We start from the raw sequence: 13,368 nt of genomic DNA, 5'->3' as shown, positions 1-13,368 counted from the left end.
GACAACAAAGCAAAGAATAATAAGTAATAAAATTATTTCGGATATTACTAACTAATATTTGATTTTGCAGAGAATATATTTACTAACAATATAGGTTGAGGATTAAACAGTGAAAAACTATTGCGATCGCCTTGGATTTTTAACCGCATTAACTACTATGTTACTTGCTGCTCCATCAATAGCTGCGGAGAGAAATATTACTAACATCGAATTAGAGAAAAGTCACGACCGATTAGAGTTAAAGCTGACAGCAGATAAAAAAGCTGGATCTGGAGCTTCTTTTTTTACCGTACGGAAGGGAAACACGATTGAAGCTAATTTACTCAATACAGATTTAGAATTAGCCACTGGAGATTCTTTTAAGCAAAAAAATCCTCTGCCTGGTATTAAAACTGTAGAAATCGACCGAGTAGACAAAGAACATATTCAAATTTTAATTTCTACGGAAGCTAATATACCTATCGAGCATCTTCTAAAAGAACAAGGTAATGATTTAATTCTCAGCCTCAATCGAGTAACAAAAGCTCAGTCTTTTCAAAGAGAAATAAAAAAACTAGGTCACAAAGCAGTTACTAATATTAAACAAACCTATAAAACTGCTCTAGAACCAAAAAAAACCAAGGACAATAAAAAACCAACTCTAGCTTCGAGTAAAAATCAAACTAGCAATACAGATGTTTTAATTCCCAATCCAGAAGTTATTATCAATGATGATAGAGCTAACACAGCAGGGGAAAAAATATTTCGCGCTCAAGGCTCTAATGGCGAATCTACTCTTCCACGAGCGGTAGCCCCTCCTGTAGGAGACATGGCAGTCTCCAATATCAGCACTATGCCCGATACTATTGATTTGGGTTCTAGAGCTTTAGTTCCCCGTCTGGTGTTGCGAGATGCACCAGTAAGAGAAGTTTTATCTTTGCTGGCTCGTTCGGCTAATCTCAACGTAGTTTTTGCAGTTAATGATGAAAACCAAGGCAATCGTGATGAAGAGACAGGACCCACTATCTCTTTAGATCTAGAAAATCAACCAGTACAGGAAGTATTCAATTCCGTCTTGTTAGTTTCGGGTTTGAATGCCAACCGCCGAGGCAATCTGATTTATGTGGGCGAAAAACTACCCGCTCAAGCACGCAATTTAATCAGCCGTACTATTCGTCTCAATCAAGTAGCTGCTGAAAATGCAGCTTTATTCCTTGCCAGTCAGGGCGCAAAAGGAAAAAGACTGACTAATGAAGTAGAAGAAATTATCGATCCCGAAACTGGTAGAGTCGTTCAGAGAAAAGAAACTAGCCCCGAATTAAGCGATTTAGACGGTGGTAGCGATGACGATACTGGTACTGTTCCTTTAATGTTGAGAGGTTTACAAGTTTCTACAGACGGCAGGCTGAATGCTATTACTCTAGTAGGAGAACCTAGAAAAGTAGAAGTTGCTACGGCAATGCTTACTCAATTAGATGCCCGTCGCCGTCAAGTATCAGTTAATGTCAAGGTAGTTGATGTTAACTTATTAAATCAAGATATTGCTAATTCTAGTTTTTCATTTGGAATTGACGATACCCAATTTCTTCAGGATCGAGGATCTGCCGCTATTAATTTTGGTGGGACAAATCCAGCACTAAATGAGACTTTTGTCAGACGACCACGAGGAGATGAGAGTACTATCTTTGAAGAATTACCAGAGGGTCCGCGTAGAGAAATTAGAATTCCTACTCCAAGTGAATTTCCAGATGAATTTTTGGCATTGTTGGAATCTCAAGTTACTAGTGGTAATGCAAAAGTATTAACAGATCCAACTTTAACAGTACAAGAAGGACAGCAGGCAACTGTCAAATTAGTTCAAGAAATAGTTCAAAGTGTCAGAACAGATATTGATGGTGAGAATGGCACAAGAACTGTTACTCCAGTCATAGGAGAAGCTGGTTTAGTTTTAACTGTGAATGTAGAAAGAATAGACGATAACGGCTTTATCTCATTTTCAGTTAGTCCTACAGTAAGTTCTGTGGGGGCAACTCAAAGTTTTGAAAGTGGTGGTGGTGCAGTTAACACAATCAGTTTGTTAAGCGAGCGCGAGATTACTTCTGGCTTAGTACGATTGCGCGACGGTCAGACTTTAATTTTGTCGGGGATTATCCAAGATCAGGAAAGAACTAATATTTCTAAAGTTCCTGTTTTGGGAGATATCCCTTTGTTAGGTTCTTTATTTAGAAGTACGAATAAAGCTAGCGAGCGAGCAGAAGTAATAGTTTTGTTAACTCCTGAGATTGTGGAAGAGGATGCGGGTATTGCCAGTAACTTTTCACCTAGCAAGACAAGCCGTGAAATCCTTCAGAGAGAAGGGGTTGGGCTGCTTGACAACTAGTCTTTTTTGCTTGTTTTGTGGGTTGTTTTGGGTCGTTGAAATCGAAAAAATTGTTGAAATCTATATAAATTAATGCTTTCGACGATCCATATTAGTCATGTAGAGCTTAGAATAAGGCTGTCACAATAATCTGTGAATCTTAAAGAAAAATATAGTCTATATATAATGTTGTGGGTTTTTAGAACTCAGATGCTATAAATTAGGCTGGTTAAACCATTTTTCAATTCTTAGTTCTTATTGATTGAGAACAAAAACACACAAGCCACAAGTAAATATAAGAAGGAGACCATGTCAATGAATAAAGGTGAATTAGTTGATCGCATTTCTCAAAAAGCGACTGTAACTAAAAAGCAAGCTGATGCTGTCTTGTCCGCAGCTATCGAAACTATTATGGAAGCTGTATCTGAAGGAGACAAAGTAACTCTAGTTGGTTTTGGCTCTTTTGAACGTCGCGATCGCAAAGAACGGGAAGGACGTAACCCCAAAACTGGAGAAAAAATGTCGATTCCCGCCACTAAAGTACCTGCTTTCTCCGCAGGTAAATTATTCAAAGAAAAAGTAGCTCCTAAAAAATAGTTTTAAGGTTAGCTAACTTATCTTGAACAGACCACTACACGGTGGAAATTTGAATTGGGCAGCCACAATTGCTGGTTGTCCAATTTCTGCTTTGACAGATTTTTCCGCTAGCATTAACCCCTTAGGTACTCCCCAAAGCGCGATCGCAGCTATTGTTGACAATACCAATTGCCTTAAAGCCTATCCCGATCCGAACTATCCTCAATTGCGATCGCATCTAGGACGACACCACCAGATCGAACCAGAATTTATTTTGCCTGGAAATGGTTCGGCAGAGTTGCTAACTTGGGCGGGAAGGGAATTGGCGCAACAAAAATTTACATACTTAGTCGTTCCTGCTTTTGGCGATTATTTTCGCGCTTTGAATACTTTCAACGCCAAGATAATTTCCTGCCCTCTAAATCTTCAATTACCCCAATCTTTAAATCTCCCCATTCCTCGGTCTCCAAATCCTAATTCTGGATTATTGCTCAACAACCCCCACAACCCAACGGGCAAATTATGGACAAAAGACGAGATATTGCCCTATTTAAAGAAATTTGACTTAGTGGTAGTTGATGAAGCCTTTATGGACTTTTTAACGCCCGATCGCGAAGCAAGTTTGATTCCCATGGTGAGAAAATATCCCAATTTAGTTATTTTACGTTCTCTAACTAAGTTCTACGCCCTACCTGGATTACGAATTGGTTATGCGATCGCCCATCCAGAACGTTTGAAACGATGGCAAAAGTGGCGCGATCCTTGGTCGGTTAATACTTTGGCAGCAGCAGCAACCATCGCAGCGATTCAAGACCAGGAATTTCAACAACGAACTTGGAACTGGCTAAAACAGGCGCGATCGCGATTGTACGAGCAATTATTAGCTATTCCTGGCATACAACCCCTAAAAGGGGCAGCTAATTATCTTTTAGTTCAAACGAATATTTCCGCAACTCAGTTACAAGAAAAGTTATTAATTCAAGAGCGAATAGTAATTCGAGATTGTCTGAGCTTTCCCGAATTAGGCGATCGCTATTTTCGGATTGCAGTTCGTTTGCCCGTAGAAAACGATCGCTTGGTTGAGGCAATCTTGAAGATATTATAAAAAATATCGGATCATATTCACTGTCTCAAAGCCAAAACAATGGGAGAAATTAAACAACGAAAATCGACTACTCATTGGCAATCTTCTTTAGGATTTATCGCTGCTGCTGCTGGTTCGGCGGTGGGTTTGGGTAATATTTGGAAGTTTCCCTACATTGCAGGAGAAAATGGCGGGGGAACTTTTGTTTTATTTTATTTGTGCTGTATTTTCAGTTTGGGAATTCCCATTGCGATCGCCGAAGTAATGTTAGGTCGCATGACTCAAAGCTCTCCTTTAAAAGCCTTTCAACTGTTGTCTCAGAATAATTTGGCATGGCAAGGAGTGGGTTTGCTGGGTATTTTAGCTGGCATAATTATCCTGTCTTTTTACAGTGTTGTAGCAGGTTGGGGGCTGCACTATTTGTTCCTTGCCCTAGTAAATGGATTTCCTCAAGATACTAATCCTCAAGCTTATAGTGATTTATTTGATTCCTTAGGGCGATCGACTAGATTAAATCTTTGGTGGCATACTATTTTTATTGGATTGACTAGTTGTATAGTTTTACGCGGCATTAGGGGCGGTATCGAACGATTTGCCAATTGGGGAATGCTAGCTTTGTTTATCTTGTTGGGAGGCTTAGTCATCTATGCCAGTACTCTATCGGGTTTTATGCCAGCAGTGCAGTTTCTGTTTGCTTTTAGCGATAATTTTACCTGGCAATCTGCTTTAGAAGCTTTGGGTCATGCTTTCTTTTCTTTATCTTTGGGAATTGGAGTAATGTTGACCTATGGCAGTTATCTCTCAGCTGATAGCGATATTGTCGGTACTACCATTGCGATCGCCATTGCCGATACCATAGTTGCTATAGGGGCTTGTCTGGTGATGTTTCCCATTGCTTTTAGCGTCGGATTAGAACCCGCAGCAGGACCAGGATTGGTATTTATCAATATTCCGATTGCCTTGCTTCAACTTCCTTTCGGCAAAGTTGGTTTATTGGTATTTTTCCTATTATTGTTTCTGGCTGCTTTAACTTCCGCTATTTCTTTATTAGAAATGGCAGTAGCTTTTCTGATTGATTCTCTGGGAATATCCAGAACTAAAGCAACTTCTTTCATGGCAGCATTTATTTATTTACTGGGCATTCCTTCTGCCCTAAGTGGCGGTGAGGGATTTTTTGGCACAGGCTTAAAACAGCTGATTGGTATGACTTGGTTTGATGCTGCTGATTATTTAACCAGTAATTGGTTGCTAACTCTTGGGGGTATTGGTATTAGTTTATTTGTTGGCTGGCAATTGAGGGCGAGTCAAAGATTTGAGGAGTTTAGCAATCATTCATCTATTGGTTCTCTGGCTTGGGTATATACTTTTTGGTTGTTTGTCATACGTTGGCTATGCCCTATTGTTATTGTTTCGATCGCTCTTTATAGCTTGGGAATTTTCTAAAAAGTTTAAATAAGAGATCGGTTATTTATTTAAGCTTTTTGATGGTTCATAAATAGTCAAAATTTAGTGGAATATACAATATCAAGTGTCAAAATTATTGCTATTTAATTAAAATTAAATTGTTTACAAATATTTTTCCCTTAATTTTTATTTGTCTGCTGGCGGTTTATGTTGCTTGGAATTTGGGAGCAAATGATGTAGCCAACTCTATGGGTACATCTGTAGGTTCTAAGGCAATCACTTTAACTCAAGCTATTGTGATTGCTGGCATTTTAGAATTTACAGGGGCAGTAATTTTTGGCGATCGCGTTTCCGCAACTCTAGCTACCAAAGTAGCCAATCCTGGTTTATTTATCGATCGCCCCCAGGATTTTTTGTTGGGTATGGTATCTGTCTTGTTGGCTTGTGGTCTTTGGTTGCAGATCGCCACTAGTAAGGGTTTGCCCGTTGCTTCTTCCCATGCAGTGGTAGGAGCGATCGCGGGTTTTAGTTGGGTAGCCATTGGAGGGGAAGCGATCGCTTGGCGCAATATTGGTTTAATTTGTTTGGGTTGGATCATTACTCCCCTTTTGAGCGCGGTTGTGGCGGGGAGTTTGTCTAGTTTGCTGCGTTACTGGCTATTTGAGAGGAAAGATAGTCTACAGCAATTGTGGGAATGGATACCCTGGTTGAGTTTGGCTTTAATTGGTATTTTTGGCGTTATTGTTTTGCCGACTATTGTTGAATTGCCAGTCTTTAATTACTTTTCCTTACCCAAACAAACCATTGGTTTGGGAATTGGCGCGATCGCGGTTATGGGGATTACTTTTTATAGCTGGAATCGTCTTAATAATTACCAACAGCAACAACAGCCAAGTATTCTAGAAGCGGTTATGGGCAAATTTCAAGTCATGAGTGCTTGTTTTGTGGCTTTTGCTCACGGATCGAATGATGTGGGTAATGCGATCGCCCCTCTGGCAGCTATTGTTTATATTCTCCAGACAAGTAACGTACCCATTGCCGACTTAAACATTCCTACTTGGATTCTAATTTTGGGAGGATTGGGTATTGTTGCAGGATTGGCAGTGCAAGGAAAAAACGTCATCGCTACCGTAGGCGAAAACATTATTAGCCTCGTACCGAGTACGGGATTTTGCGCCGAAATTGCCACCGCTACGACGATCCTATTAGCCTCTCGCATTGGTTTGCCCGTTTCCACTTCCCATGCTTTAGTAGGAAGCGTGATCGGTATTGGCTTGATGTCGGGCGATCGCAATATTGATTGGTCTACAATTCAGTCTGTAGTTTTAGCCTGGGTGCTAACTTTACCCATCGCCACAATCTTAGGTGCAACTATTTTCTTTTTGCTTTCTGTTTTTTGAAAAAATCTAAAAATTAGATTGGAGTACAGAGTTCAATATCCTGGGCAACATTACCACTAAAAGCTCCTGCCAGATCTTTGGTTGTCAATACTGGTTGAAAGTTTTTTTGATAAAGATCGTTGATTATTAGATTTGCTCCTGCATTTTGACAAGCTTGCTTGGTACATTCCAACAAACCTGCATTGAAGGATTGTTCTCGGTCGGGGTGAGCAAAAATAGCTAAAACATTGAGTGTCATTTTGTTTACTGTTTTTGATGATTTTTTCGATGTCAACTGGTATGTTCGTGAATGACTTTGACGAGTTTGTATAAAACTTGCCGATCTTCTTCAGAAATATGTTGTTCTAGCACTTCATCTAGTGCTTCTAGTTTTTGTCGGGTTTCCTTTTCGATCTTTGCCCCATAAGCCGTAGCCCTCACTTCAACGCTACGTTTATCAGTTGAAGATTTTTTGCGGACGATTAGTTTATCCTTTTCCATACGACGCAGAATATTAGAAATTGCGGCATCGTCTATTTGCATAATTTCCGCGATTTCTGACACCCGCTTGGCTCGATCGATACACAAGCCGACAATATAGCTTCTTTGGGGATTAAAATTATCTGGATATGCCGAGTCATAAAATTCTTGTACGGCACGCCAGCCACGATAAAAATTAAAACAAACTAAATTATCGTAGAGTGTGGGTTTTAAAGGTTTTCTATCTTTACGTTTTTGGTGTCTGGATTGTGGCATGACGTAAATTAATTGTCTCTTGACTTATTAGAGAAAAAAACGCTTGAGCTTCGGGAACTTCCCATACAGCTTTTGCCGCTGCTTTAGCATTTTTAATGTTGTCCCAAATAACCACATCAATCCATTTTCCATCTTCACCTTGGGCAAAATATCTGTCAATAAATCCTGGCATGGTAGCTAGAATCGGTGTTATTTTCAAAGCCTTATCGATTAAATCTTTATCGCTGATGCCAGAAGCAGCCTGAAACGTCACTAGTTCGAGTATTGATGGTTGCATGATTTTGAAATTAAAACTTATTTGGATGGCGCAAAAAGCTTTTATTTTAATGTCTCGACAAATTTATTATATACGTATACTATTTTTAAGCAATAAATAATATGTAAAACATGGTTAGCCAAACCACTATCGAAACTTATCTTTTAAAAACTTATAAACACATCAATCCCCTTAATTCCTGGGGCGAGCGCAGTTATTTCGTAAACCCTGAAATGAGGTTGAAGCATGGAAGTTATTTTGCCACGATTAAATCAAAAGATGGTGAAAACGATCGCGCCTCCAATCTCAACCGTACTGGAGTTTTTCGGCTTAATATTGGCTTAACACCCAAAAAGTATGAAGAAATCTTTGGTATTCGACCCTCAAGACCTCCCAAAGGCGGAGTTATTAAAAGTAATTTTGATTTTCAAGCATTAAATATTTTTATGCCCCATCCTGTTTATGGTTGGATGGGGTGGATAGCTATCAATAATCCTGAGTTAGATAATTTCAAAAAATCTCAGGAATATTTAGATATTGCTTACGACAAAGCTGTCAAATCTGTCTCTAAGAAACTAAAAAATACTGCCATATCTAATATTTAAGGCTACTTTTTAGGTATTTCACAGCTTAAATCACCCGATTTCTGAGAAAAGCGTAAATTTTCCTGATAGTCTACGGGGCAATCAATTACCGCAGGAACATCATCTGCCAGAGCCTTTTTGAGGGTAGGAATCAAATCTGCTGCTGATTCTACTCGATAGCCTTTTAAGCCCATACTTTCAGCAAATTTCACAAAATCAGGATTACCAAAATCGACCGAAGTTGAATGTCCGAATTGATTGATTTGTTTCCACTCAATCAAGCCATAGCCATTGTCGTTAAAAATTAGGGTCACAAAGGGAGTATTCACTCGCAAAGCAGTTTCCAATTCTTGACAGTTCATCATAAAGCCACCGTCACCCGTTACAGCTACCACCTTGCGATCGGGATGGACTAATTTTGCTGCCATTGCTCCAGGGATAGCGATACCCATAGCCGCAAAACCATTAGAAATAATACAGGTATTAGGACAATCAGAATGATAGTGACGTGCCATCCACATCTTATGCGCTCCTACATCGGAGATTACAATATCTTCGGGAGACATTACCTGACGCAGATCGTAAATAATTTTCTGGGGTTTGACGGGAAAGCCATCATCTTGGGCGTATCTTTCGTAGTCTTCTCTAATTTTAGTCCGCAAGCTAGCAGCCGAAGGAGTTTTTGCCCCAGAGCGATCGCATCTTTTGACAATTTCATGGAGAGAATCAGATATATCCCCAAATACTTCTACCGCAGGAATGTAGCTACTGTCGATTTCGGCTCTACTTTCGTCAATGTGAATAATTTTTTTATCTTTAAAAGGATTCCACTTTTTAGGGGAATACTCAATTAAATCGTACCCAATAGCAATTACTAAATCGGCTTCGTCAAAAGCACAGCTAATTAAATCTCGCTGTTGCAAGCCCACAGTCCATAAAGAGAGGGGGTGAGTGTAGGGAATTGCTCCTTTACCCATAAAAGTATTGGCTACGGGAATATTAAGTTTGGTGGCAAATTCAGTGAGAGCTTCGCTTGCGTGACCCCTAATCACTCCATTCCCTGCCAAAATGAGAGGATTTTTTGCTTTAGAAATATTAGCAGCAGCAGCATTTAAACTGCGAGTTGAAGCGTAGGTTTTCTCCCGACTATCTTGATGCAAAGGTTTGCTGTCTAAAGGCATAGCAGCAATATTTTCGGGCAGATCGATGTGTACAGCCCCTGGTTTTTCGGCTTGAGCTACTTTAAAAGCTCTACGAACTACTTCAGTAGTGTTATCGGGACGAACTATTTGAGCATTCCACTTAGTAATGGGCGCAAATAAAGCCACCAGATCTAAATACTGATGGGATTCAATGTGCATCCGATCCGTACCTACTTGTCCTGTAATCGCTACCAATGGCGCGCCGTCTAAGTTAGCGTCTGCTACCCCTGTCATTAAATTAGTCGCTCCAGGCCCCAAAGTAGATAAACATACCCCAGCTTTACCAGTCAAACGACCGTAAACATCCGCCATGAATGCTGCACCTTGCTCGTGACGGGTAGTAATAAATTGAACCGAAGAATCTTTTAGAGCTTCAAGGATATGTAGATTTTCTTCCCCTGGCAGACCAAAGACATATTCTACCCCTTCATTTTCCAAACATTGAACTAAAACTTCTGCTACATTTAATTCCCCCATAATGCCTCTCCCCAACTTATGTGTGATTATTTGTGTAATTATTTGCCATGATTCCTTCTCAAACTATAACGATTATCGCGCGAAATTGGGTGACGATCGATAGTATCGATCGAGAAATTAGATTCTATAAAAAAGCGATGTAGCACTTTGCGGGTCTATTACCCGTTGTAGCGACTACATCAAGAAGCGATTCAGTTGCTTATCGACGGAAACCGCCGATAAGCAACTAAATCAAGAAGCGATCGCTTTTTTAATTAGAGCGATCGCCTGAATGACTAAAATAGTTAATCTTCTCTTAAATTAAACTCCAACTTGAGTTTCGATTTTTTTCTCTTCTTGCAAAGCAGCATAAAGACGATTTAGGGCTTTAATATATGCTCTAGCAGAAGCCACGATGATGTCTGTATTAGCAGCTCGTCCCGAATATACTCTGTCTTCATAACGGAGGCGAATTGTAACTTCTCCGATGGCATCAATCCCCGCAGTAACAGATTGGACGGAAAATTCAATTAATTTATTGGGTATATTGGTGACGCGGTTAATGGCTTTGTAAATCGCATCAACGGGACCCGTACCTATGGCTGCATCGGTTAATTCTTCCCCATTGGGAGTACGCAAAGTTACGGTTGCAGTAGGACAAGAGCGATCGCCACAAGAAATTTGCACTAACTCCAAACGGAATAATTCGGGAGGTTGTCGAATTTCATCGCTAACAATAGCTTCAATATCCCAATCGCTAATTTCTTTTTTCTTGTCGGCAACTTCTTTAAAGCGGACAAAGGCTTTATTTAGGTCGGTTTCGGAAAGTTCAAAGCCCAACTCTTTTAGACGAGTGCGGAAAGCGTTGCGCCCAGAGTGTTTGCCCAACACAATTTGCTGGTTGTCAGTGACCCCAATCGATTCTGCATCCATGATTTCGTAGGTCAACTTATTTTTCAGCACTCCGTCTTGGTGAATGCCCGACTCGTGAGCAAAAGCATTCGCACCAACGATCGCTTTGTTGGGTTGTACCATTACTCCAGTACGATTGGATACTAAGCGAGAAGTCTTATAAATTTGCTTGGTGTCAATATTAGTTAGAGGTGCAGTAGATTCTACAGGTCTACCGAGGAAAGGATTAAAATACTGACGACGCACGTGAAGAGCCATGACCAATTCTTCTAGGGCTGCATTACCAGCACGCTCGCCAATACCGTTAATCGTACATTCAAGCTGTCTTGCGCCGTTTTTGACTGCTTCGAGGAAGTTGGCTACTGCTAAACCAAGGTCGTTATGACCGTGTACGGAAACGATCGCTTTATCGATGTTGGGTACGTTATCGCAAATCCCTTTAATTAATTCACCAAATTCGGTAGGAGTTGTATAGCCTACGGTATCGGGAATGTTAATGGTAGTTGCCCCTGCTGCGATCGCAGCTTCCAAGACCTCATAGAGATATGCCGAATCTGTCCGCACCGCATCCATCGGGGAAAATTCTACGTCATCCATAAAAGATTTGGCATAGGTCACCATTTCTTGAGCGATGTCTAATACTTCCTCGCGGGATTTTTTTAATTGATACTCTAAATGAATATCAGAAGTAGAAATAAAAGTATGAATTCTACCCTTAGCTGCGGGTGCTAAAGCTTCTGCTGCCGCTTTAATATCTGCTTTAATTGCTCTTGCCAAACTACAAATTACAGGGCCATTTGCCGTACCTACTTGTTTGGCAATTTTTTGTACGGCTTCAAAGTCTCCAGGGCTAGCAAAAGCAAATCCCGCTTCAATTACATCAACTCCCAGACGGGATAGAGAATGGGCAATTTCCAGTTTTTCTTCAACGTTTAGAGTCGCGCCAGGAGATTGTTCTCCGTCTCTTAAGGTGGTGTCGAAAATTATAATGCGGTCTTGAGAATTGTCCATAATCTAAACTTGTGTAAGTCGTTGCTGATTGTAATTGTTGATTTTGGGGCAATAAATAATGAATGTTGTTTAAGCCATTAACTATAGGCTATGGGCTTTGTCGAAAGGGATTTTAACCGATCTCGATCGAGCAACATTACTTAAGAATTATAAGCCATATCATAAAGTAAATAACTCAATCTATAATTTGAATAAAGTATCAGAAAAACCAAAATTTATCTATGGCTGGTCAACGCAAATCCAATCGTCAAGGTATGGCTTATCAAGAATTTGGCGATCGCCATAACCCTCGGGCATTAGAAAGAGCAGTAGCCGATTTACCCCCCAACCAACAAGATCTAAGAATACAAGCAACGAGAGCGGGACGCAAAGGTAAAACCGTAACCATCATTTCAGGTTTTCAACATAAACCCGAAACTTTGAGCAAGCTGTTAAAACAACTTAAAAGTAAATGTGGTGCGGGAGGAACAATCAAAGACAATACCCTAGAAATTCAGGGCGATCGCAAGCAGCAATTATTAGAAATTGTCACTAAGTTAGGTTACAAAGCTAAGATTAGTGGCGGATAGAAAACTCGTAACTTAACTTTTGACTTTCCAGAGATAATACCAAAAGTAATAATCTTGATACACGAACGTTCAAACTTTTGTAACGCTAAATCTTCTGTAATCTTTTAAAAATAGTCTTTTAAGGTTTATGAGGTTATCAAGCCTAAGTTATTTTTAAGTTAAGTACGATCCCCAAAAGAAAGTCCGACAAAATTACAGCTATAAATGCTTTTCTTAGTGCAACACCTCTGGTAGATTAATCCTAGTCCCAATATTTAATCTTTTGTTTAGATTGAGGGCATTTTAATTAACTTATATAACAAGCAACTAGGAGGAAAATCGCAGTGGCTAAGAAGACTGTCGCGAGTTTAACAGAAGCTGAAGTTTCTGGAAAAAAGGTATTAGTAAGGGCTGATTTTAACGTTCCATTAGATGACAGTGGTAACATCACAGATGATACTCGCATCAAAGCTGCATTACCCACCATCAAAGACTTGATTGGCAAAGGTGGGAAGGTTATCCTCTGTAGTCACATGGGTCGTCCCAAAGGTGAGGTCAAAGAAGAATTACGTCTAACTCCAGTTGCTAAAAGACTATCCGAATTACTCGGAAAAGACGTTACCAAATGTGATGACTGTGTGGGCGATGCTGTTTCTGCCACTATCAATGGAATGAGCAATGGCGATGTTGTGTTGCTAGAAAACCTGCGTTTCCATAGCGAAGAAACTAAAAACGATCCCGAATTTGCTCAAGCACTAGCAGCTAATGCAGACTTATATGTTAACGAAGCATTTGGTACTGCTCACCGCGCTCACGCTTCTACAGAAGGGGTTACCAAATATTTAAGTCCTAGCGTTGCTGG

The 13,368-nt window shown here is 40.1% G+C and carries 13 protein-coding genes; 8 read left to right on the top strand and 5 right to left on the bottom strand.

Annotation, left to right across the window (positions count from 1 at the left end; genetic code table 11):
- Positions 1 to 109 precede the first annotated feature (109 nt).
- The 5 genes from AC33VI_RS00830 (at position 110) to AC33VI_RS00810 (ending at position 6,802) form a co-directional block, all read left to right on the top strand.
- A complete protein-coding gene (locus AC33VI_RS00830; RefSeq protein ID WP_491780375.1) occupies positions 110 to 2,359 on the top strand; it encodes a type II secretion system protein GspD in 2,250 nt (749 codons plus the stop codon).
- Positions 2,360 to 2,653: 294 nt separating this feature from the next.
- On the top strand, positions 2,654 to 2,935 hold the full coding sequence (locus tag AC33VI_RS00825; protein WP_229640440.1) for an HU family DNA-binding protein: 282 nt from the start codon (positions 2,654 to 2,656) through the stop codon (positions 2,933 to 2,935).
- A 22-nt stretch (positions 2,936 to 2,957) separates the two neighbouring features.
- Entirely contained in the window at positions 2,958 to 4,019 is a 1,062-nt protein-coding gene (gene cobD, locus AC33VI_RS00820) for a threonine-phosphate decarboxylase CobD (protein ID WP_491780374.1), read from the top strand.
- A 39-nt stretch (positions 4,020 to 4,058) separates the two neighbouring features.
- Entirely contained in the window at positions 4,059 to 5,441 is a 1,383-nt protein-coding gene (locus tag AC33VI_RS00815) for a sodium-dependent transporter (RefSeq protein ID WP_491780373.1), read from the top strand.
- A gap of 119 nt (positions 5,442 to 5,560) precedes the next feature.
- Complete coding sequence (locus tag AC33VI_RS00810) at positions 5,561 to 6,802, top strand: inorganic phosphate transporter (RefSeq protein WP_491780372.1); 1,242 nt, start codon at positions 5,561 to 5,563, stop codon at positions 6,800 to 6,802.
- A gap of 13 nt (positions 6,803 to 6,815) precedes the next feature.
- Here AC33VI_RS00810 and AC33VI_RS00805 read toward each other — a convergent pair whose 3' ends face one another.
- From AC33VI_RS00805 to AC33VI_RS00795, 3 genes are read right to left on the bottom strand one after another with little or no spacing between them, the layout of a single operon-like run.
- The gene (locus tag AC33VI_RS00805) at positions 6,816 to 7,040 is read right to left on the bottom strand and encodes an NAD(P)H-dependent oxidoreductase (protein WP_491780371.1); all 225 of its coding nucleotides are present in this window, start codon (positions 7,038 to 7,040) and stop codon (positions 6,816 to 6,818) included.
- Positions 7,041 to 7,072: 32 nt separating this feature from the next.
- Positions 7,073 to 7,537 carry a MarR family winged helix-turn-helix transcriptional regulator gene (locus AC33VI_RS00800; RefSeq protein WP_491780370.1) on the bottom strand — a complete coding sequence of 155 codons (465 nt, stop codon included), beginning with the start codon at positions 7,535 to 7,537 and terminating at the stop codon, positions 7,073 to 7,075.
- Positions 7,509 to 7,814 carry an antibiotic biosynthesis monooxygenase family protein gene (locus AC33VI_RS00795; RefSeq protein ID WP_491780369.1) on the bottom strand — a complete coding sequence of 102 codons (306 nt, stop codon included), beginning with the start codon at positions 7,812 to 7,814 and terminating at the stop codon, positions 7,509 to 7,511. The genes AC33VI_RS00800 and AC33VI_RS00795 overlap by 29 nt, the downstream gene beginning before the upstream one ends.
- Before the next feature lie 110 nt (positions 7,815 to 7,924).
- On the opposite strand from AC33VI_RS00795, the gene AC33VI_RS00790 reads away from it, so the two are divergent.
- Positions 7,925 to 8,398 (top strand): DUF6194 family protein, encoded by a 474-nt coding sequence (locus tag AC33VI_RS00790; RefSeq protein WP_491780368.1) that lies wholly within the window; start codon positions 7,925 to 7,927, stop codon positions 8,396 to 8,398.
- Between the two features lie 2 nt (positions 8,399 to 8,400).
- Here the strand turns inward: AC33VI_RS00790 and AC33VI_RS00785 are convergent, their stop codons facing one another.
- Together AC33VI_RS00785 and AC33VI_RS00780 are read right to left on the bottom strand one after the other, a co-directional pair.
- Positions 8,401 to 10,056: an acetolactate synthase large subunit gene (locus AC33VI_RS00785; RefSeq protein WP_491780367.1), complete on the bottom strand. Its 1,656-nt coding sequence runs from the start codon at positions 10,054 to 10,056 to the stop codon at positions 8,401 to 8,403.
- A gap of 300 nt (positions 10,057 to 10,356) precedes the next feature.
- Entirely contained in the window at positions 10,357 to 11,958 is a 1,602-nt protein-coding gene (locus AC33VI_RS00780) for a 2-isopropylmalate synthase (RefSeq protein ID WP_491780366.1), read from the bottom strand.
- A gap of 221 nt (positions 11,959 to 12,179) precedes the next feature.
- On the opposite strand from AC33VI_RS00780, the gene AC33VI_RS00775 reads away from it, so the two are divergent.
- Both AC33VI_RS00775 and AC33VI_RS00770 read left to right on the top strand, forming a co-directional pair.
- Entirely contained in the window at positions 12,180 to 12,527 is a 348-nt protein-coding gene (locus AC33VI_RS00775) for a translation initiation factor (protein WP_491780365.1), read from the top strand.
- Between the two features lie 323 nt (positions 12,528 to 12,850).
- Positions 12,851 to 13,368: phosphoglycerate kinase (locus tag AC33VI_RS00770; protein ID WP_491780364.1), on the top strand; the 518-nt coding region annotated here is incomplete at its 3' end.

The sequence above is a fragment of the Waterburya sp. genome (assembly GCF_058530065.1).
The sequence above is the reverse complement of the archived record's forward strand: the minus strand, read 5'-3'. Positions and strand labels throughout refer to the sequence as shown.

Excerpts from the sequence above, each read along its gene's own strand:
- AC33VI_RS00825 (WP_229640440.1), top strand. The coding sequence starts at position 2,654 with ATGAATAAAGGTGAATTAGTTGATCGCATTTCTCAAAAAGCGACTGTA.
- AC33VI_RS00815 (WP_491780373.1), top strand. The coding sequence starts at position 4,059 with ATGGGAGAAATTAAACAACGAAAATCGACTACTCATTGGCAATCTTCT.
- AC33VI_RS00805 (WP_491780371.1), bottom strand. The coding sequence starts at position 7,040 with ATGACACTCAATGTTTTAGCTATTTTTGCTCACCCCGACCGAGAACAA.
- AC33VI_RS00800 (WP_491780370.1), bottom strand. The coding sequence starts at position 7,537 with ATGCCACAATCCAGACACCAAAAACGTAAAGATAGAAAACCTTTAAAA.
- AC33VI_RS00795 (WP_491780369.1), bottom strand. The coding sequence starts at position 7,814 with ATGCAACCATCAATACTCGAACTAGTGACGTTTCAGGCTGCTTCTGGC.
- AC33VI_RS00790 (WP_491780368.1), top strand. The coding sequence starts at position 7,925 with ATGGTTAGCCAAACCACTATCGAAACTTATCTTTTAAAAACTTATAAA.
- AC33VI_RS00785 (WP_491780367.1), bottom strand. The coding sequence starts at position 10,056 with ATGGGGGAATTAAATGTAGCAGAAGTTTTAGTTCAATGTTTGGAAAAT.
- AC33VI_RS00780 (WP_491780366.1), bottom strand. The coding sequence starts at position 11,958 with ATGGACAATTCTCAAGACCGCATTATAATTTTCGACACCACCTTAAGA.
- AC33VI_RS00775 (WP_491780365.1), top strand. The coding sequence starts at position 12,180 with ATGGCTGGTCAACGCAAATCCAATCGTCAAGGTATGGCTTATCAAGAA.